This window comes from Paenibacillus taichungensis (assembly GCF_003287275.1).
GTDB classification, from domain to species: Bacteria; Bacillota; Bacilli; order Paenibacillales; family Paenibacillaceae; genus Paenibacillus; species Paenibacillus taichungensis_A.
In genome coordinates this window covers 544,655-565,374 of sequence record NZ_QEVW01000005.1, presented here as the reverse complement: position 1 = coordinate 565,374, position 20,720 = coordinate 544,655, and the positions used below count along the sequence as shown (strand labels likewise).

General features: G+C 46.6%; 19 protein-coding genes. All 19 read left to right on the top strand.

Features of this window, described 5'->3' with window-relative positions; genetic code table 11:
- Window positions 1–62: 62 nt before the first annotated feature.
- The 19 genes from rimP to DC345_RS07670 all read left to right on the top strand — a co-directional run bounded on the left by rimP (window position 63) and on the right by DC345_RS07670 (window position 20,511).
- Window positions 63–524 carry a ribosome maturation factor RimP gene (gene rimP / locus DC345_RS07760; protein ID WP_062326086.1) on the top strand — a complete coding sequence of 154 codons (462 nt, stop codon included), beginning with the start codon at window positions 63–65 and terminating at the stop codon, window positions 522–524.
- A 123-nt stretch (window positions 525–647) separates the two neighbouring features.
- A complete protein-coding gene (gene nusA, locus DC345_RS07755) occupies window positions 648–1,745 on the top strand; it encodes a transcription termination factor NusA (protein ID WP_062326087.1) in 1,098 nt (365 codons plus the stop codon).
- Window positions 1,746–1,770: 25 nt separating this feature from the next.
- Entirely contained in the window at window positions 1,771–2,079 is a 309-nt protein-coding gene (rnpM, locus tag DC345_RS07750; protein ID WP_053783828.1) for an RNase P modulator RnpM, read from the top strand.
- Window positions 2,069–2,398, top strand: coding sequence for a YlxQ family RNA-binding protein (locus tag DC345_RS07745; RefSeq protein ID WP_029880929.1), 330 nt, complete (start codon window positions 2,069–2,071; stop codon window positions 2,396–2,398). Before rnpM ends, DC345_RS07745 begins: the two co-directional genes overlap by 11 nt.
- Window positions 2,391–4,973, top strand: coding sequence for a translation initiation factor IF-2 (infB, locus tag DC345_RS07740; RefSeq protein WP_113052608.1), 2,583 nt, complete (start codon window positions 2,391–2,393; stop codon window positions 4,971–4,973). The genes DC345_RS07745 and infB overlap by 8 nt, the downstream gene beginning before the upstream one ends.
- Before the next feature lie 25 nt (window positions 4,974–4,998).
- Window positions 4,999–5,358: a 30S ribosome-binding factor RbfA gene (gene rbfA / locus DC345_RS07735; protein WP_062326091.1), complete on the top strand. Its 360-nt coding sequence runs from the start codon at window positions 4,999–5,001 to the stop codon at window positions 5,356–5,358.
- Window positions 5,359–5,377: 19 nt separating this feature from the next.
- Window positions 5,378–6,355: a DHH family phosphoesterase gene (locus tag DC345_RS07730; RefSeq protein WP_113052607.1), complete on the top strand. Its 978-nt coding sequence runs from the start codon at window positions 5,378–5,380 to the stop codon at window positions 6,353–6,355.
- Window positions 6,349–7,272 carry a tRNA pseudouridine(55) synthase TruB gene (gene truB, locus DC345_RS07725; protein ID WP_113052606.1) on the top strand — a complete coding sequence of 308 codons (924 nt, stop codon included), beginning with the start codon at window positions 6,349–6,351 and terminating at the stop codon, window positions 7,270–7,272. The genes DC345_RS07730 and truB overlap by 7 nt, the downstream gene beginning before the upstream one ends.
- A gap of 66 nt (window positions 7,273–7,338) precedes the next feature.
- Window positions 7,339–8,277 carry a bifunctional riboflavin kinase/FAD synthetase gene (locus DC345_RS07720; protein WP_063566432.1) on the top strand — a complete coding sequence of 313 codons (939 nt, stop codon included), beginning with the start codon at window positions 7,339–7,341 and terminating at the stop codon, window positions 8,275–8,277.
- Between the two features lie 159 nt (window positions 8,278–8,436).
- On the top strand, window positions 8,437–8,706 hold the full coding sequence (gene rpsO / locus DC345_RS07715) for a 30S ribosomal protein S15 (protein ID WP_056700672.1): 270 nt from the start codon (window positions 8,437–8,439) through the stop codon (window positions 8,704–8,706).
- Between the two features lie 253 nt (window positions 8,707–8,959).
- Entirely contained in the window at window positions 8,960–11,062 is a 2,103-nt protein-coding gene (gene pnp / locus DC345_RS07710; protein WP_113052605.1) for a polyribonucleotide nucleotidyltransferase, read from the top strand.
- Window positions 11,063–11,325: 263 nt separating this feature from the next.
- Window positions 11,326–12,279: a polysaccharide deacetylase family protein gene (locus tag DC345_RS07705; protein WP_113052863.1), complete on the top strand. Its 954-nt coding sequence runs from the start codon at window positions 11,326–11,328 to the stop codon at window positions 12,277–12,279.
- Between the two features lie 98 nt (window positions 12,280–12,377).
- On the top strand, window positions 12,378–13,661 hold the full coding sequence (locus tag DC345_RS07700; protein ID WP_113052604.1) for a M16 family metallopeptidase: 1,284 nt from the start codon (window positions 12,378–12,380) through the stop codon (window positions 13,659–13,661).
- Window positions 13,621–14,067 carry a dUTP diphosphatase gene (gene dut, locus DC345_RS07695; protein ID WP_170867769.1) on the top strand — a complete coding sequence of 149 codons (447 nt, stop codon included), beginning with the start codon at window positions 13,621–13,623 and terminating at the stop codon, window positions 14,065–14,067. Before DC345_RS07700 ends, dut begins: the two co-directional genes overlap by 41 nt.
- 232 nt (window positions 14,068–14,299) lie before the next feature.
- Window positions 14,300–15,199, top strand: a complete 900-nt coding sequence (gene dpsA, locus DC345_RS07690; RefSeq protein WP_113052603.1) for a dipicolinate synthase subunit DpsA — start codon at window positions 14,300–14,302, stop codon at window positions 15,197–15,199.
- Window positions 15,196–15,792 (top strand): dipicolinate synthase subunit B, encoded by a 597-nt coding sequence (locus DC345_RS07685; RefSeq protein ID WP_113052602.1) that lies wholly within the window; start codon window positions 15,196–15,198, stop codon window positions 15,790–15,792. The genes dpsA and DC345_RS07685 overlap by 4 nt, the downstream gene beginning before the upstream one ends.
- Before the next feature lie 422 nt (window positions 15,793–16,214).
- Window positions 16,215–17,432 (top strand): aspartate kinase, encoded by a 1,218-nt coding sequence (gene dapG, locus DC345_RS07680; RefSeq protein WP_113052601.1) that lies wholly within the window; start codon window positions 16,215–16,217, stop codon window positions 17,430–17,432.
- A gap of 47 nt (window positions 17,433–17,479) precedes the next feature.
- A complete protein-coding gene (gene dapA, locus DC345_RS07675; protein ID WP_113052600.1) occupies window positions 17,480–18,355 on the top strand; it encodes a 4-hydroxy-tetrahydrodipicolinate synthase in 876 nt (291 codons plus the stop codon).
- 476 nt (window positions 18,356–18,831) lie between these two features.
- Window positions 18,832–20,511: a ribonuclease J gene (locus DC345_RS07670; RefSeq protein WP_053783840.1), complete on the top strand. Its 1,680-nt coding sequence runs from the start codon at window positions 18,832–18,834 to the stop codon at window positions 20,509–20,511.
- The last annotated feature ends 209 nt before the right edge of the window (window positions 20,512–20,720 follow it).

Below are 20,720 nucleotides of genomic sequence, written 5' to 3'. Positions count from 1 at the left end.
GGGTAATGAAGAAATTGCCAGCCAATATTTGCTGGTGTAACCTAAGTTGGAGGTTATCGGTTTTGAGCACAACGAACATTAAATCTACCGTGGAAGAAATGATCCAACCCTACTTGAACGAACAAGGCTTCGAGCTGGTTGACATCGAATACGTCAAAGAAGGCAGCAACTGGTTTTTACGGGTGTATGTCGACAAAGAGGGTGGCATCGACATCGATGATTGTGTCTTGATCAGTGAAAAGCTAAGCGCCAAGCTGGATGAGAACGATCCGATTCCGACCATCTATTTCCTTGAAGTGTCTTCTCCCGGTGCGGAGCGTCCACTGAAAAAACCGGAGGACGTTGCCAAATCCGTAGGTAAAAACGTATTTGTTACAACCTACGAGCCGGTAAATGGTATAAAGGAATTTGAAGGCAAGCTGCTTTCCTTTGATGACGGGGAACTTGTGATCGAAGCAGGCAAGAAACAGCATGCCATTCTTTATGACAAGGTTGCGAGTGCGCGCCTGGCCATTCTGTTTTAAGTGCCTTGTTCACTTATTAATGAAAAAAGACACATCTCACGATAACGGCAAGGTGCTCATGAGTTTAGAGCCTTTCGCCGTTTTACGTATGAGATGCCATGTTTGAAAGGGGGATCAACATTCATGAGTATGGATTTTATTGAAGCAATGAATGAATTGGAGCGGGAAAAAGGGATCAGCAAGGATGTGCTGTTTGAAGCGATCGAGGCAGCACTCATCTCCAGCTACAAGCGTAATTTCAACACCGCCCAGAATGTGCGTGTTGACATGAACCGCAATACGGGTGTTATCCGGGTGTATGCCCGTAAATTGATCGTGGAAGAAGTCCTGGATTCACGTACCGAAATTTCATTGCCTGCTGCACGAGAGATCAACCCACACTTCCAGCTGGAAGATATTGCGGAGATTGAAGTTACGCCGCGTGATTTCGGACGTATCGCCGCACAAACTGCCAAACAGGTAGTGACCCAGCGGATTCGTGAAGCCGAACGCGGCCTGATCTACAACGCTTTCGTTGATAAGGAAGAAGATATCGTTACGGGAGTGGTGCAGCGTCAGGATTTGCGCAATATCTACATCGATCTGGGCAAAATCGAAGCGGCATTGCCGCTGACCGAATTGATGCCGAACGAGAAGTTTGTTCATGGTGACCGTATTAAAGCGTACATCACCAAGGTCGAGAATACGACCAAAGGGCCGCAAATCATTTTGTCCCGTACACATCCGGGCTTGTTGAAACGTCTCTTTGAACTGGAAGTACCTGAAATTTTTGACGGTGTAGTCGAGATCCGCTCCGTCGCACGTGAAGCGGGCTTCCGCTCCAAGATTGCTGTTCATTCCCGCAATGAGGAAGTTGATCCAGTTGGATCATGCGTAGGTCCTAAGGGAATGCGCGTGCAGACCATTGTGGGTGAGCTGCGCGGTGAAAAAATTGACATCGTTCGTTTCTCCGACCAGGTAGACGAATATGTGGCTAATGCACTTAGTCCTTCCAAAGTATTGGAAGTTCAAGTATTCGAGGAAGAAAAGATGGCTCGGGTTATTGTTCCTGACTATCAGCTGTCCCTCGCCATTGGGATCAAAGGTCAAAATGCCCGATTGGCAGCCAAACTGACCGGCTGGAAAATCGACATTAAGAGCGAGAGCCAGGCGGAACAGGAATTCGGCAGAGAGAAAGATTCTTCTTCGGAAATGCACCAAGATTCCGTCTCCGTCGACTAAAGTAAAGCACGGGGGGCGCTAACGTATGAAAACTAAAAAAGTACCGTTACGCAAATGTGTGGCGTGTCAGGAAATGATGCCCAAAAAGCAGCTGATCCGTATCGTTAAAACGCCAGAGGATGAAGTGCTGATCGATTTGACTGGCAAAAAGTCCGGACGTGGTGCTTATTTATGCGGCAAAGAGTCCTGTTTTAAGCTTGCACTCAAAAACCGGTCTTTGGATCGGGCGCTAAAGGGCAAAGTCTCACCGGAAATTTATGAGCAATTGGCAGCTGATTTCGTTGCGGTAGAGGACGAATTCATAGCAGCACAGGAGCGTGAACATGATGAATAATAAAACATTGTCTTATCTGGGACTCTCCATGCGTGCAGGCAAACTTGTAACAGGTGAAGAAATTGTACTTAAAGCGATCCGTTCTTCCGAAGCTAAAATGGTTATTGTTGCGGGTGACGCCTCGGCCAATACACAAAAGAAATTTCGCGACAAATGCGGGACATATAAAGTTCCACTGGTGATCGGATTTGACCGGGATAGTCTGGGTTCAAGTATCGGTAAAGAAACGCGGGTTGTTCTTGCAGTAACGGATCGAGGGTTTGCAAAAATGATCTCCAAGCAAGTCGGTATAATGTCGGAGGTGGAGTATATTGAGTAAACAAGAAAACAAGGATAAATTGCGAGTTTATGAATATGCGAAGTCCCTTAATATGAGTAGTAAAGAAATTATAACCATTCTTAAAAAGCTGGATATTCCCGTAAACAATCATATGAGTGTCATGGAGAATGGTTCAGTCGGTAAGGTGGAACAATTTTTTAAAGATATAAAATCCACTGCCGCTTCCAAACAGAGCAATGAAGCAAAATCCGTTGCTACTTCGTCAGTGCGCAGTGACAAAACAGTGGACAGCAACAAGCCGGCCGGCGGAGTGAACACGCCGAATAGCAGCAACCCATCCGGTAGTCCCGTACAAACAAAAATACAACAGGAAAAGCAGGTAGGTATGAACAATAGACCAAATTCCAACAATAACAATGGCTCCCAAAGACCTAGCGGCCAAGACAGCCGCAACAGAACGAACTCTTCCCAAGGCTCAAGCCAAGGAGGACAATCAAGTAATCGTCCAAGACCAGCTCAAGGTGGACAAAGCAGTACAGCATCCCGTCCGCAAAGTACGGGTCAACGTCCATCGAATAGCGGTGGAGGTCAAACAAGAAGCGCAGGACCGAACAGCGGTGGCAACACTGGCACTGGCGGCAACCGTACTGGTGGCCAAGGACAGAGCTCAGGCCAAGGCCAACGCAGAGGCGGCCAAGGTAATTCCGGTAATAACAACAATAGCGGCAACCGTTCAAACAGCGGTGGCGGTGGACGTCGTTATGACGACAACCGTGGCGGCAACTACCGCGGTAATCGTGGCGGCAAGAACAATCGCAACAGAAATCAACAACAGTACCAACAACGTGAGAAAATTGATAACACACCTAAGAAAATCATCGTACGTGGTGACATGACTGTTGGTGAAACAGCGAAATTGCTCCATAAAGATGCTTCTGAAGTTATCAAAAAACTCATCGCAATGGGTGTAATGGCAACGATTAACCAAGAGCTTGATATCGAAACAATCCTGCTGCTTGCTGGAGAGTTCGGTGTTGAGGTAGAAGTGAAAATTGTCCTTGAAGATGATCGCTTCGAAACACTGGAAGAGAATGATGATCCTGCTGACTTGCAGTCTCGTCCACCAGTAGTTACGATCATGGGTCACGTTGACCATGGTAAAACAACATTGCTTGATGCAATTCGTTCAACGAATGTAACGGGTGGAGAAGCAGGCGGTATCACGCAGCATATCGGTGCTTATCAAGTTGAAATTAACAACAAAAAAATCACGTTCCTAGATACACCAGGTCACGAAGCATTTACTGCTATGCGTGCACGTGGAGCACAGGTTACGGATATTACAATTATTGTTGTAGCAGCAGATGACGGTGTTATGCCACAAACGGTTGAGGCGATTAATCATGCCAAAGCTGCTGGGCTGCCAATTATCGTAGCTGTCAACAAAATTGACAAGCCGGGTGCAGATGCAGATAAAGTAAAACAAGAATTGACCAACTATGAACTCGTTCCGGAAGAGTGGGGCGGCGACACCATCTTTGTTAACGTTTCAGCGAAACAAAGAATTGGCTTAGAAGGTCTGCTTGAAATGATTCTGCTCGTTGCAGAAGTGAACGAGTACAAAGCAAACCCGGACAAACGGGCCCGTGGTACAGTGATCGAAGCCGAGCTGGATAAAGGACGTGGCCCAGTTGCCCGTATTCTCGTACAGCACGGTACATTGAAAGTCGGAGATGCTTTTGTTGCAGGTAACTGCTTCGGTCGTGTACGTGCGATGGTGAATGACAAAGGTCGCCGCTTAAAAGAAGCTGGACCTTCAACACCTGTAGAAATTACTGGTCTGACTGAAGTTCCAGGTGCGGGAGATCCGTTCATGGTGTTTGAAGATGAGCGTAAAGCACGTTCTATCGCCGACAAACGTGCCATTACACAACGTGAATCCGATCTGGGTACAAACACACGTGTGACATTGGATGATCTGTTCCAACATATCAAAGACGGTGAAATCAAAGACCTGAACGTAATCATCAAAGGTGACGTACAAGGTTCGGTTGAAGCATTGAAAGGTTCCCTTGCGAAGATCGAAGTTGAAGGTGTACGCGTGAAAATTATTCATAGCGGCGCTGGTGCAATCACAGAGTCTGACATCATTTTGGCTGCAGCATCCAATGCCATCGTGATTGGTTTCAACGTTCGTCCTGATAATCAGGCGAAAGCGACTGCAGATCAAGAGCAAGTAGACATTCGTCTGCATCGCGTTATCTACAGCGTTATCGAGGAAATTGAACAAGCAATGAAAGGTATGCTTGATCCGATTTACAAAGAAAAAGTAATCGGTCATGCTGAAGTTCGGAGCACGTTCTCCATCAGTAAAGTCGGCACCATTGCTGGATGTATGGTTACCTCGGGTAAAATTACGCGTTCCGCGGAAGCACGCTTGATTCGTGATGGCATCGTCCTTTACGAAGGCAAGCTGGATTCCCTCAAACGTTACAAAGATGATGCCAAAGAAGTAGCCCAAGGTTACGAGTGCGGTATCACGCTGGATAAATACAATGATCTGAAAGAAGGCGACGTTATCGAAGCCTTCATTATGGAGACAGTACAACGATAAGCAAGGAAGCATGAGGTGAACAACAATGGCTAAGATTCGTACAGGTAGAGTGGGCGAGCAGATCAAGAAAGAATTAAGTCTGCTCATCCAGTCTGAACTGAAAGATCCTCGTATCGGCTTTATTACCGTAACGGGAGTCGAAGTTACAGGCGACTTGTCGCAAGCCAAAGTTTATCTGAGTGTCTTCGGTGAACAGGAACAAAAGGATAACTCGCTTAAAGCGCTGGCAAAAGCAAATGGATTTTTGCGTTCAGAACTGGGCAAGCGTATCCGTTTTCGACATGTTCCCGAGTTGATATTCAAGATTGACGAATCTATTGCATATGGCAGCCGAATTGAGAAGCTGCTTGGTGATATCGGTACCGACAAGAACGAATCCGAGTAACAGAATAAAGGAGACGGCAATGCACACTTATGAACAGGCGCTTCAGGACGGAAAGCAATTTCTGCTGGAGCATGATGATTACCTGGTCGTGTCGCATGTACAGCCGGACGGTGACGCAGTCAGCTCTACGGTAACGGTGGGCTGGCTGCTGTCATGTCTGGGCAAGACATTCACGATGATTAATGAAGGTGAAATTCCACAACGCATGAATTTTTTGTGGGAAGCTGGCAAGATCGTGAACATGACCGAACAACCACCGGTGCGGAAATATAAAGCGATTATCTGTGTGGATTGTGCAGACTTTTCCAGAGTAGGCTTGACTCGTCATTATTTCGAAGAAGATGCTGTCATTTTAAATATTGATCATCATCCGACCAATGACGGGTATGGAACAGTAAATATCATTAAGCCAGACGCAGCAGCCACGGCTGAAATTCTGTTTGATTTCCTCAATCTTTTCCCAGTGAAGTGGGATAAAGATGTGGCTACAGCAGTCTATACAGGATTGCTAACAGATACAGGTGGATTCCGCTATGCGAATACGAGTCCTAATGTGATGACCACTGCATCCAAATTGCTTGAACATGGTGTGGATGGACCTTATCTTGCACAAATTCTGCTTGAGCAGGTTACGCTCCCACAAGTCCGTATATTGAATCAGGCACTCTCAAGCCTGCAAATGACTGACGATGGCAAGATTGCCTGGGTGGTCATTACACCCGAAGACATGATTGCTTGTGGTGCGGCTAATGAAGATCTTGAAGGGGTAGTCAATTACCCCCGTAACATTCAAGGTGTGGAAGTGGGCATATTTTTTAAAGTAATCAATGAAAATGCGGTGAAAGTGTCTCTCCGGTCAGCTGGCAAAGTTGATGTTGCCGCTCTTGCACAGAACTTTGGTGGAGGCGGACATGTACTCGCAGCTGGATGTCGCGTAGAAGGAAAGTTGGAAGATATCGTCGCGCTAGTGCTAAAGCAGGTGAATACTCAATGGTAAAACCATTCGAAGGTATACTTCCGGTGTACAAACCAGCGGGTTTTACTTCTCATGATGTTGTGGCCAAAATGCGTCGCATTCTCAAAATGAAACGTATTGGTCATACAGGTACATTGGACCCGCAAGTTACTGGTGTACTTCCGCTCTGTCTTGGACGGGCAACCCGTGTGGTGGAGTACATGCAGGAGCTTCCCAAGGAATACCTGGCAACGCTTCGACTGGGTCTGTCTACTGACACGGAGGATATGACAGGTGAAGTCATTGAGCGGTCGGAGACGGCTGTTGAGGTGACACAGGAGCAGGTTCAGCAGGTGCTGGAGCAATTCGTAGGCACCATCTCACAGGTTCCTCCTATGTATTCTGCGGTCAAAGTGGACGGGAAACGTCTCTACGAACTTGCTCGTGAAGGCAAAACGGTAGAGCGTAAGAGTCGTGAAGTTACGATCTATGAGCTGGAATTGACAGGAATTGAGAATCAAGGCGAGACAACGGATATATCGTTCCGCGCTTTATGTTCCAAAGGGACATATATTCGAACGTTATGCGTGGATATCGGTAAAAAATTGGGATATCCGTCCACCATGCTACACCTGGAGCGCACGATATCGGCTGGGATTTCCGCTGATCATTGCCTTCATTTTGAAGAAGTGGAACAACGTATGATCGATGGAACGTTAGCCGAGGTGTTGATTCCGGTTGATGAAGCCATCTCTTCCATTCCGGCACATACGGTGGGTGCGGATCAGGCCAAGGGGGCCCTTCAGGGCCAGAAATTATCGGCGCGTTTGCTCGAACCGCCTGCAGAGCAACCTGGTCTACTGCGGTTATATGATCAGGATGGGACGTTTCTGGGGATATTTGAGCGGGATGAGTTGAAAGCAACGGTGAGAGCTGTTAAAGTCTTTTTACCGGAATAAAGAGGTTCCTGGTTTGAGTGGTGGTACTCAAGCCTGGCCTATCTAGTGAAATGCAGGTGAATGATTGTGAAAACCGTAATGCTAACCTATCCGCAGACGTTACAATCGGCTGTTCAGGGCACACATCCCCAAGTGCTTGCGATCGGTCAATTTGACGGGCTGCATCTCGGACATGCAAGTGTCATTTTGTCAGCTGTCCGCATTGCACGCGAAACGGGCATGCAGGCAGCGGTGATGACCTTTCATCCTCATCCGAAGGAAGTTATGCGCAAAGGGGATTACGAGGGTTATCTAACTCCCTTGAGAGATAAAGAAGACATCCTGGCAGGGATGGGTGTAGATGTACTCTATGTGGTCGAATTCAATGAGGAGTTCTCAAGGTTGACGCCGCAGCAATTTGCACATGATCTGCTGCTTCCGCTTCAGACTCGAACAGCGGTAGTTGGTTTTGACTTCCGCTTCGGTCACAAGGGAGCAGGGGATGAGCAGCTTCTTCGCACACTGGGAGAAGGCGAAATGACGGTGGAAACTGTACCTCCATTCCTGTTAAATGGTGAGAAGGTAAGCAGTTCTCTCATTCGTGGCCTGTTGAAACGTGGAGAAATGGACGAAGCCAGCCAATGGCTCGGACGACCATATAGCATCAGGGGAATTGTAATTCATGGAGAGAAACGTGGGCGGACCATTGGTTTTCCTACCGCTAACCTTGAACTTACGGATCATTATGTTACGCCGGCGAAAGGCGTATACGCTGTACGTGTGCAGTATGGGGAGCAGGAGCTGCGCGGCGTCATGAACCTTGGTGTGAAACCTACCTTTCACGAAAACGGGATGAAACCTACGTTTGAGGTGCACTTGCTTGATTTTGATGGGCAGATATATGACCAGGAATTAAAGGTTGATCTCGTTCACTACATTCGTGCAGAGCGGAAATTTGACTCGATTGATGCCTTGATCAGTCAGATTCGTGAAGATGCATTAACCGCCGCCCGCCTGTTATCCTAAGGTTCAGGACAAAATACATGTTTACATTTACTTTGTCTGGGCAACTATGATATAATGTACTACGTTGTCATTTGAGACAACACATAACCTTGGCTTGGTTACTTGCTCTCACCGGCGGTGACGAGGCTAATGGCGATTATAATGAAGGAGGTGAATAGGATGGCATTGACTCAAGAACGTAAACAACAACTGATCGACGAGCACAAAACTCATGAGTCCGATACTGGATCACCTGAGGTGCAAGTTGCTATCCTTACGGAAAACATCAGAAGTTTGACAGACCACTTGCGTACGCACAAGAAAGACCACCACTCACGTCGTGGACTTTTGAAAATGGTAGGTCAACGTCGTAAGCTTTTGGCTTACGTGAAAAACAAAGATGTTAAACGTTACAGCGCACTGATCGAAAAACTCGGATTGCGTCGTTAATTATCGTACATGTTTTCAAAATCAACCTGGCTGTTATCCGTCATTCCTTTGTCTAAAAGGACAAGCGGAGCTTACAGCCGGGTTGTTTTGTAGATGAACATGTTGCCATATATTTGTAGCTGAATGGCTCCGCAAGGAGCTTTTGTTTTGCAAGTGAGCATGTTGCTGTGGAGTTAATGAATGCAGGACAAGCAGGAAATACTGTGAAAATGCAGAATCCATTGTGTTAGGAACGAATAAAAGGAGGGATTTCATGGAACAGCGTGTTGAAATGCAGCTTGGTGGAAGAACGCTTACGCTTGAAACAGGGCGTTTGGCCAAGCAGGCTAATGCTGCCGTTAAGGTAACGTACGGGGATACCGTTGTATTGTGTACCGTGACAGCATCAAGTGAGCCTAAAGATCTGGACTTTTTCCCATTGACGGTAAACTATGAAGAAAGATTGTATGCCGTAGGTAAAATCCCAGGTGGATTTATTAAACGTGAAGGCAGACCAAGTGAGAAAGCAATTCTTTCGAGCCGTTTGACAGACCGTCCGATTCGTCCTTTGTTCCCGGAAGGTTTCCGGAATGATGTACAAGTTCTGAATATCGTTATGAGTGTGGACCAGGACTGCGAACCGCAAATTGCTGCCATGATCGGTACTTCGGCTGCACTGAGCATTTCGGATGTTCCATTTAGCGGACCAATTGGTGGCGTAAAAGTTGGACGTATTAATGGTGAATTCATCATCAACCCAACGATTGCACAGCTAGAGGTAAGTGAGATTGAACTCGTTGTTGCAGGAACCAAAGATGCCATCATGATGGTTGAAGCGGAAGCGAACGAAGTTCCGGAAGAAGTAATGTTGGAAGCAATCATGTTCGGACATGACGAGATCAAGAACATTGTTGCAGTCATCGAACAACTCGTACAAGTGGCTGGTAAAGAAAAAATGGCTGTGAAATTGCATGCCGTTAATGCTGAAGTTAACAGCAGTGTACGTGAGTTTGCCAGTGCGCGTCTGGTTGAGGCTGTTAAAATTGCTGAGAAACATGCGCGTCAGGATGCAATTGATGTCGTGAATGACGAAACTGTTGCTCACTTCGAAGAGAAGTATATTGAGTCTCCTGAACTGCTTAAAGATGTGAAAGAAGTGCTGCACGATATCGTCAAAGAAGAAGTGCGCCGCCTGATTACACATGATAAAGTTCGTCCGGATGGACGTGGACTTGCTGAGATTCGTCCAATTGAATGTGATACTTCCCTGCTGCCACGTACTCACGGTTCAGGTCTGTTCACTCGTGGTCAAACACAAGCGCTCAGCATTTGTACACTTGGGGCACTGGGTGATGTTCAGATTTTGGACGGAATCAGTCTTGAAGAAACGAAACGTTTCATGCATCACTACAACTTCCCGCCGTTCAGCGTAGGTGAAGCTCGTCCATTGCGTGCTCCGGGCCGTCGCGAAATCGGACATGGTGCTCTGGGTGAGCGTGCTCTTTCCAAAGTAATTCCTTCCGAAACGGACTTCCCATACACGATTCGTCTCGTATCCGAAGTATTGGAATCCAACGGTTCAACTTCCCAGGCAAGTATCTGTGCCAGCACATTGGCTATGATGGATGCAGGTGTACCAATCAAAGCTCCAGTTGCGGGTGTAGCTATGGGTCTGATTAAAGACGGAGATCACGTATCCATCCTTAGTGATATTCAAGGTATGGAAGATCACCTCGGTGACATGGACTTCAAAGTAGCAGGAACACCTGATGGTGTAACAGCAATTCAAATGGATATCAAAATTGATGGTATTGATCGTCAAATTTTGTCCGAAGCATTGGCTCAAGCCAAAGAAGGTCGTATGCACATCTTGAGCAAAATGACCGAAGTGATGAAAACGCCACGTGAGCAGTTGTCACAATATGCCCCTAAAATTACAACCATGCATATCAATCCGGACAAAATCCGTGATGTTATCGGTGCAGGTGGTAAAATTATCAATAAAATCATCGAGGAAACCGGTGTTAAAATTGATATTGAACAGGATGGACGTGTCTTTATTGCCTCTTCTAACCAAGAGATGAATGATAAAGCCAAATCGATCATCGAAGGCATTGTACGTGAAGTACTGGTCGGCGAAATTTATGTAGGTAAAGTAAAACGTGTTGAAAAGTTTGGTGCATTCGTTGAAGTGCTGCCGAACAAAGAAGGTCTGGTCCACATCTCACAATTGTCCACAGAGCGTGTTGCTAAAGTGGAAGATGTTGTTGCCATTGGTGATTCCATTACGGTAAAAGTAACGGAAATTGACCCACAAGGCCGTATCAACTTGTCCCGCAAAGCCGTATTGACTGCTGAAGCTCCAGCTCAATCATAGGCTACGTGCCATCGTTTTTTGAAAAGATAGATTGAATGAAGAGACAGAATGTGAATTTCTGGCTCTTTTTTTAACGTTTAAATACCTATTTGAAATACATTGTTTACCCATAAGGCCTCTGAATCCAGCTTTGAAGATACTTTACATGAACAGCTTGTTTTATTCATATTCTTGCACTTGTCCTCATATGATGGGGACAAAGACGGCGGGAGGATGGAGCTGTGGGAAACCAATCCAAAAAGCTGGCGGCTGTTCTGGTAGGTATGGCAGCTGTCATACTGGTCGGACAAGTGGGCAGTGTACGTACATACATTACGGAAATCCGTGATGGGCCAGGCACGCAAAATGCATTTGATATGTTCAAAGAGGCAACCGGAGAAGAGCAGCTGTTATCGGCGATCCGGGATAAAGCGGCCGAAACGAAAATCGCTCCGGTAAATGCCAGAGTGGATCGGGTCTGGAAAGCAATACCCGGGTATAACGGACTAGAGATTAATGTGGAAGCCACGTATCGCAAAGCACTCGGTGGCACGCTGAACACCAAGATAGCGTATGTCTATCGGCAGACTGTACCTGAAATCCAGCTTAAAGATTTGGGTGCACACCCGATTTACCGTGGGAATGCCGAAAAACCAATGGTGTCTTTCATGATTAATGTTGCGTGGGGCAATGAATTCATTATTCCGATGCTAGATACGCTTGATGCCGAAAAAGTCAAAGCTACTTTTTTTCTGGATGGAAGCTGGTTGAGCAAAAATGAGGAACTGGCTAAAGAAATTCAAAAGCGTGGACATGAGTTATCAAACCATGCATACTCACATCCGAATATGAGTCGGTTGAGTACGGAGCGGGCGAAGCTGGAAATCAGTAAAACACAGGATCTGCTCAAAGAAAAATTGGGTGTGGAGAACCATTGGTTTGCTCCACCTTCCGGTGATTTTAATCAACAGACGGTCGACATTGCTTCCGGCATGGGACTTCAAACGGTACTTTGGACACTGGATACGGTGGATTGGCGTAAACCAACTTCTGAATCTGTTGTAGCCAAGATCTCCAGTAAAGTAGAAGCCGGCACATTAATTCTGATGCACCCTACAGCTGCTTCTTCAGGAGCTTTAAAAGGAATGATTGATTCCATACGGGCCAAGGGTTTGACGCTTGGAACCGTTAGCGAAACGTTGTCATCCGAGCGCGTGAAGGGATCAGCGGTTGAGTGAATGATGTTTTTTTGTTACTATCAAACAGTTGGAACCAAATGTCGATTTCAATTTTGCGTTGAAATCCAGGCAATTATAGAGATGTAGGAGGGCCAACCGTGAAAAAAATTCAGCTGGGCAATGGCCTCAGAGTTGTCATGGAACAAATTCCGACCTGTCGTTCCGTGTCATTTGGAATATGGGTCAAGACAGGTTCTCGCAATGAGCAGCCTGCAAGCAACGGAGTGTCCCATTTTATTGAGCACATGCTGTTCAAAGGAACGGATCGTTATGATGCCAAAGCGATTGCAGAGCAATTTGATGCCATTGGTGGTAACGTGAATGCGTTCACTTCAAAAGAATACACTTGTTATTACGCCAAAGTATTGGATGAACATCTGCCAATAGCTGTTGATGTGTTGTCCGATATGTTCTTCCGCTCTAAAATGGATGATGGTGAACTGCTCAAGGAGAAAAACGTTATTCTGGAAGAAATATCGATGTATGAGGATACGCCGGATGACATGGTCCATGATCTTATGGCTTTGGCAGCCTATGGTGAGCATCCCCTCGCTTATCCGATTTTGGGTACAGAAGAGCGCCTCAAGGCGATGGACTCCAGCCATTTGCGTGCATATATGAAGGAGCACTACACGATTGAGAATACCGTTATTAGTATTGCAGGTAACATTGATGACAGTGTGATTGATTTGATGGAAAAGCATTTTGGTGCTTTTGATGTCAACGGTGTAGCTGAACAAGTCACGCTGCCTGCATTCCAGAGCGGACAACTCTTTCACAAAAAGAAAACGGAACAGAATCATATCTGTATCTCGTTCCCGGGATGTAAGATCGGAGATCCGCTTCAGTTCGCCATGGTCGTGTTGAATAATGCGATTGGTGGAGGCATGAGCTCTAGACTGTTCCAGGAAATTCGGGAGAAACGCGGCCTTGCTTATTCCGTTTATTCTTATCATAGTTCCCATGCGGATAGTGGACTCTTCACCATCTATGCAGGTACAGCGCCGAAGCAGACGAAAGAAGTTCTGGATCTGACCAAAGAGGTCCTGCACGATCTGGCTGTAAATGGATTGTCTGAAGATGAGCTGCGCAAAGGAAAAGAACAGCTGAAAGGAAGTCTGATCCTCAGTTTGGAAAGCACGGGCAGCCGGATGAACCGACTGGGCAAAAACGAGCTGATGCTGGGTAGACACCACACGCTGGACGAAATGATTGCCAAAATAGAAGAAGTAACGATGGACGATGTTGATGCTGTGCTGGACCTGATGTTTGCGGAGCCATTTGCGCTCGCTATGGTCGGTACTTCGGATCGTACGATCGCTGGATTAAGAAGGGATGATTTTGTTGCATTACGTTCAAATTCAAAAGTTACCGGGCAATGAAGATATTAAGTTGCCTCAAAAAATGTCAGAGTTGGCCTCCGGCTTTGATGTAGTTGCGGCATTACAGGAAGAGGTTGTATTGCAGCCGGGACAGCGTACGTTGATTCCTACGGGACTCGCGATGGCTATGCCAGCTGGATTGGAGGCACAAGTTCGTCCTCGCAGCGGTCTGGCTTTCAAACACGGAATTACTTGTCTGAACACACCGGGAACCATTGATGCCGATTATCGCGGTGAGGTTAAGGTTCTTTTGATTAATCTGGGTCAGGAGCCATTCACCATTGTACGTGGGGAGCGGATTGCCCAAATTGTCTTTCAAACCGTTCCAGCTGTTGAATTAACCGAGGTAGCTGAACTGTCGGAAACTGTACGTGGAGAAGGCGGATTCGGTCATACCGGAAAATAAATGCTCCTCAACCAAGCTGTAAAAGGAGTTTCTTCTGTAATTAGAGCTTCACGGTTTGGTTTACTTACTGAGCATGTTCTCCAAGAGTCGTCCCCGAGGGGGCGGCTCTTTTTTCTTTTTTTTGAACGATAGGGACAATCTTTTCTTTGCATGCTTCGATTTTAATGTTTCACCCCCCTGTGGGCCACTGCATACGATAAGGCATACATGTGGTGAAAGGAGTGACGTCCCGATGCTGACCGGTGTCCGGATTATAGTCCTGGGCGGAGATGCGCGGCAGCTTGAAGTCATTCAAAAATGCGCAGAGCTGGATGCTACGGTAAGTGTGGTGGGTTTCGACAAGCTGGAGCGCTCCATTCCTGGTATCGAACACCAGGAATTGGAAGACGATGTACTCGCTTCGGCAGATGTGCTGGTGCTTCCTGTGGTCGGGTGTGATGATCAGGGGAAAGTGAGCACTTCGTTCAGTGATACACCGATTTTTCTGAAAAAGGAACATGTTGCGGCATTGCCGGAGCATTGTATTGTGTTCACGGGTATGGCGAAGCCTTTTTTACGTGATTTGTGCCGGGAAAATGGTCTACGGCTTGTTGAAGTACTCGATCGTGATGACATCGCGCTCTACAACTCCATTCCGACAGCTGAAGGTGCCATTGCCATGGCGATTCGGGAGACGGACTTCACGATCCACGGCTCGGAATGCATTGTACTTGGCTTGGGTCGAACAGGTTTCACAATGGCCAAAACGCTCCAGGGACTTGGGGCAAATGTACGGGTGGGAATCAGGCGCGAAGAGGATGCTGCTCGAGCATCCATAATGGGATGGAAGCCTTTCATGACAACGGATTTGGCCGCTCAGACCGGGGAAGTTGACTTGCTTTTTAATACGATACCGACTATGATAATCACAGCACAAATCCTGTCCAAAATGCCGCAAAAAGCAGTCATTATCGACCTCGCATCCGCTCCTGGCGGCTGTGATTTCAGGTATGCCGAAAAACGCGGTATCAAAGCGCTACTTGCGCCTGGCCTCCCCGGCATTGTTGCTCCCAAAACGGCTGGCGGCATTATTGCCAACGTGTTAATCCGTTTGCTTTTGGAAGAACAAAACGCACGGGAGGTTGAACAATGAACTGGCAGGGAAAAACGGTAGGTTACGCAATTACAGGTTCTCATTGTACGTTTGAAGAGGTTATGCCGGTGATTAGCCGCTTTGTGGCCGAAGGTGCCAATGTTGTCCCGATTATTTCCAATTCGGTTCTGACTACGGATACACGCTTTGGGACCGCGCAAAATTGGCAAAAACAGTTGAAAGATATAACGGGGAATGATATCATTTCTACAATTGTTGAGGCAGAGCCGTTAGGCCCTTCCAAGCTGCTCGATGTGCTCGTAATTGCTCCATGCACAGGCAACACGACGAGCAAGCTGGCTAACGCGATGACGGACAGTCCGGTTTTAATGGCAGCCAAAGCGCAGATGAGAAATCAGCGTCCTCTGGTACTCGCCATTTCAACCAATGATGGACTTGGGTTGAATGCTGCGAACATCGCCAAACTGCTCGTGGCCAAATATTTGTATTTTGTGCCATTTGGGCAGGATGATCCGGTAAAAAAACCGAACTCGCTAGTGGCCAAAATGGAGCTGATACCGGAGGCATGCTGGAGTGCGCTTGAAGGCAAACAGTTGCAGCCAATGATTGTGCAGCGTGCTGCACAGGCTTGATAGTTCTTGGGTCCGCCGTAACATCAGTTTGTTAATAGACAGGGTTCTGAACAGACTTAGTTTCGGGGATAACGGTTATTCGCTTGAAGAAGTGATGATGGTTCGAAAGACAAAGAAAATCATGAGGGACGTTATGCTGGGATAAACAGCTACCTGTGTCCACGTTCCTTTCATAAAAAGGGAATTCCTGCTTGCAATGATTAGTCAGGCAAGCGGGATCAGTGCACGGGGAACGTGTGCGTCATGATCTCGATAACAACCGCGGCCTTCATCCTGGATTGGTAAAATAATCTTTGATGAGGAGCGGCATGAATTGCCGTATAAAATGCTGAAATTATCGCATCGGAACGCTCCCTAGGGTGATCCATTTGTTGATTTGACCCGTGTCCAGTCTTCTTGCGTACACAAATGGAGGAATAAAGATGCGCATCATGGTACAGAAATTCGGAGGTACGTCTCTCTCTACCGTTCAGGCGAGAGAGCATGTGCTCCGTCATGTTAAACGTGAACTTGAAGCAGGATTGAGTCTGGTCATTGTTGTATCAGCGATGGGTCGCCGTGGTGAGCCTTACGCTACGGATACGTTACTGGACTGGGCTGCACAGAACGGAAATGCACTCTCCGCACGCGAAAAGGATTTACTGCTGTGCTGTGGTGAAATTATATCTGCGACGACTTTGAGTAGTCTGCTCGAACATGAAGGCATTCCAACTACAGTGCTGACCGGTGCACAAGCAGGTTTTGTGACGGACGACAATTTCGGGAATGCCCGAATTTTGGATGTCCGTCCTGTTCGTGTGCTGGAGCAGCTACAGATTGGGCGTGTTGTCATTGTTACAGGGTTCCAGGGGCAGACCGAGAATGGTGACTTTACTACCCTGGGGCGTGGAGGAAGTGATACGTCAGCCACAGCACTTGGTGCAGCATTACATGCAGAGATGGTGGATATATATACGGATGTAAATGGGATACTGACAGCAGATCCACGTATCGTGGAGGACGCTCGTCCGTTGACTGTTGTAAGTTATGCCGAGATATGTAATATGGCCCATCAAGGAGCTAAGGTAATTCATCCACGTGCAGTCGAGATTGCAATGCAATCCCAGATTCCAGTGCGTGTACGGTCTACCTTTGCAGATAGTGAAGGGACGCTGGTAACACATCCAGAAGGATTCCAGGATGTGCAGACAGGCATTGTTGACCGATATGTAACAGGGATTGCCTATGTAAGTAATGTTACGCAAATAACCGTGGAAGTACCGGGCGGTGCAGATCGTTTGCAGCTGAAAGTGTTCAAAACGATGGCTGAAAATTCGATCAGCGTAGATTTTATTAATGTTACCCCTCTGGGGGTTGTCTATACCGTTTTCGATAGTGATTCCGAGAAAGCCATACAGGTACTGCAGGAAATTGGTCTTAAACCGCAAAGTCTCTCCGGATGTGCCAAAGTTTCCGTCATCGGCGGAGGTATCAACGGAGTGCCAGGCATTATGGCACGGATCGTGGAATCCTTGACACTTGCGGACATCCAGATCCTGCAATCTGCAGATTCCAATACAACGATTTGGGTACTTGTGAAAAAAGAAGATATGGTTCAAGCTCTGAGGGCACTTCACGCCTCATTCGAACTTCACTTGTAGTACTTTGAAGTCAGCGGAGCCGGACCTGTTTTGAAGGAGGAATCGAATTGGACTTTGGAAGATTGATTACAGCAATGGTCACTCCGTTCAATGAACAAGGGGAGATCCATTGGGAGGAAACTGCACGTCTGATTGACTATTTGATTGATGATCAAAAGTCAGAGACGCTCGTTATTTCAGGAACAACTGGAGAATCTCCCACGCTTAGCGACAAAGAAAAAGTAGAACTATTCGAATTCGCGGTAAAACATGCGGCTGGACGGTGCAAAATCATTGCTGGAACGGGTAGCAATAACACCGCTCATTCAATCCATCTGACTCAGGACGCTGAACGTGTTGGGGTAGATGGTGTTTTGCTGGTTGTTCCTTATTACAACAAACCAAGTCAAGAGGGAATGTTCAGACACTTTGAAGCGATCGCGAACGCGACGAAACTGCCGATTATGTTGTATAACGTTCCTGGACGTACAGCAGCCAGCCTTTCGGCTGCGACAACGCTTCGTTTGGCACAGATTCCTAACATAGTAGCTACGAAGGAATGTGTATCGTTGGAGCAAGTCACGCAGATTGCTGCGGGTGCACCCGAGCATTTCAGGGTGTATTCCGGTGACGATGCTTCTGGCTTGCCGGCCATTGCTGTAGGTGCTTACGGGATCGTAAGTGTTGCCAGCCATGTGGTAGGCGCTGAGATGAAACAAATGGTTGATTCCTACTTCGGTGGCGCCCCTGTACAGGCGGCTCAGATACATCAGAAGCTGTTTCCGGTATTCAAAGGTCTATTCGAGTGCCCGCAGCCTTTACCGAACCCTGTAGCGGTGAAATACGCTCTGACATTGCGGGGTCTGAACGTAGGATCTGTACGCCTTCCGCTTATAGCCGCAACAGAGGATGAGCAAGGCTTTATTCGTGGCTTGTTTAATTAGCAATAATACGTTATTAAACGGATTTTTAAACTTTTATAACCTATAAAAATTGCAGAAGAACCGTTCCTCAATGATGAGGAGGCGGTTCTTTTTTTTGACGATGATTGTTAGGTTTCTTTTCACAACTGAAGACAAACCTAGAGGTTAACGAGAGAGTGACTTGTTTTTTTTGTTTTTAATCATGTATAATGATGTCAAGTGACTGGGTGCGGTATTTTTTTGAAATTGAAAGCGACATCGTTTCTTGGTGTAGCTTTGTGGTGAAAAAGGAAGGAACGGCTAAGAAGGATCATTTCAAAATCCATCTTGTTGGTGAAGGGGAATAACTTCGAAGAACTTCTTCCAAATATCGTGAATAAAGGTGCTCTTTTGCATTCATCCCTATTTACGGGAATGGGTGTGATGGACTGCTTTTCTTAACTTACAATAAAATAATAAGGTACGACGTCCAACTACCATAGGAGGTTTAGATTCATTTGTCTAAGAAAAATAACAACGATAAACTGATGATTTTTGCTTTGGGCGGCGTAGGCGAGATTGGTAAAAATATGTACGTCATCCAATACGCTAACGACATTGTAGTCGTAGATGCTGGTCTTAAATTCCCGGAAGAAGATATGCTTGGAATCGACATTGTCATTCCTGACATCTCTTATCTGACTGAAAACCGTGACAAAGTAAGAGGGATTATTTTGACTCACGGACATGAAGATCATATTGGTGGTCTGCCATATGTTCTGAAACACTTGAATGTTCCTGTATACGGAACAAAGCTCACTCTCGGACTTGTTGAGAACAAGCTGAAAGAAGCCAATTTGCTGGGTGAAACAAAACGCATTCTGATTGATGCGGATTCCGAGATTCAACTCGGCTCTGTATTGAAAGCAACGTTCTTTGCTACTAACCATAGTATTCCGGATTCCGTCGGCGTATGTGTCGAAACACCGGAAGGCGCTGTTGTTCATACAGGTGACTTCAAATTTGATCACACTCCAGTCAATGGTCAATATGCAGATCTCCAGCGTATGGCACAGATCGGAACCAATGGTGTACTTGCCCTCTTGTCCGATAGTACCAACGCAGAGAAACCTGGATTTACACCTTCGGAGAAAAATGTGGGTATCGTTCTGGAAGATATCTTCCGCAAAGCAAGCCAACGTGTCGTTGTAGCAACATTTGCTTCCAACGTACACCGGATTCAACAGGTTATCAATGCAGCTGAAGTAACTGGACGTAAAGTCGCAGTTATTGGACGCAGTATGGTAAATGTGGTGGGTATTGCTTCTGAATTGGGTTACCTTGAGATTCCAGATGGCATGATCATTGAGCCGGAAGAAGTAGGCAAAATGGCTGCTGACCGTGTAGTAATTCTCTGCACAGGTAGCCAAGGCGAGCCGATGTCAGCATTGACACGTATGGCTCGTTCTACTCATCGTAAAGTAGATATTTTGCCTGGTGATACAGTAATTATTGCTGCAACTCCAGTTCCAGGTAATGAGAAATATGTAGGCCGTACGATTGACGAACTGTTCCGTCTGGGTGCCAACGTGCATTACAGCGGTGCAAACAGTGGCGTACACGTATCCGGTCACGGTAGCCAGGAAGAGCTGAAACTGATGCTTAACCTGATGAAACCGAAATATTTCTTGCCGATTCACGGTGAATTCCGTATGCAGCGCCGCCACGCAGTATTGGCTGAATCTGTAGGTATTGATCCAGACAACATCTTCATTACGGATATCGGTGAAGTGGTTGAAATTCAAGGCGGAGCAGCACGCAAGGCAGGTAAAGTTACTGCAGGTAACGTGTTGATCGACGGCTTGGGTGTAGGCGATGTAGGTAACATCGTATTGCGTGACCGTAAATTGCTGTCACAGGATGGCATTCTGGTTGTCGTGGTAACACTGAGCAAACAGGATGGCAAAATTGTTTCCGGTCCGGACATCATCTCCCGTGGATTTGTCTATGTACGCGAATCGGAAGGACTGCTTGATGAAGCCAATCGCATCGTCAGCAGCACACTGCAAAAGTTGATGAGTGAGAACGTTAACGAATGGGCTTCACTCAAAACGAATGTTAAAGATGCACTCGGACGCTTCTTGTATGAGCAAACTCGTCGTAGACCGATGATTTTGCCAATCATTATGGAAGTTTAAAATAAATCAAACAAAAACATAAATTCAGGCACACAGTCGCCCCATCTCTACGAGTAATATTGGACGGTTCCTCGTAGAGAAGGGGCTTTTTTTGTTGTTTTCTGGCCCTGCACCAGATTATGGAGAAATTGATGAGTGATCGGGTATAAGTCAGCTGGAACATTCCCCATACTAAGGAAATACATTACATGTTTCTGGAGAAGGGGAGT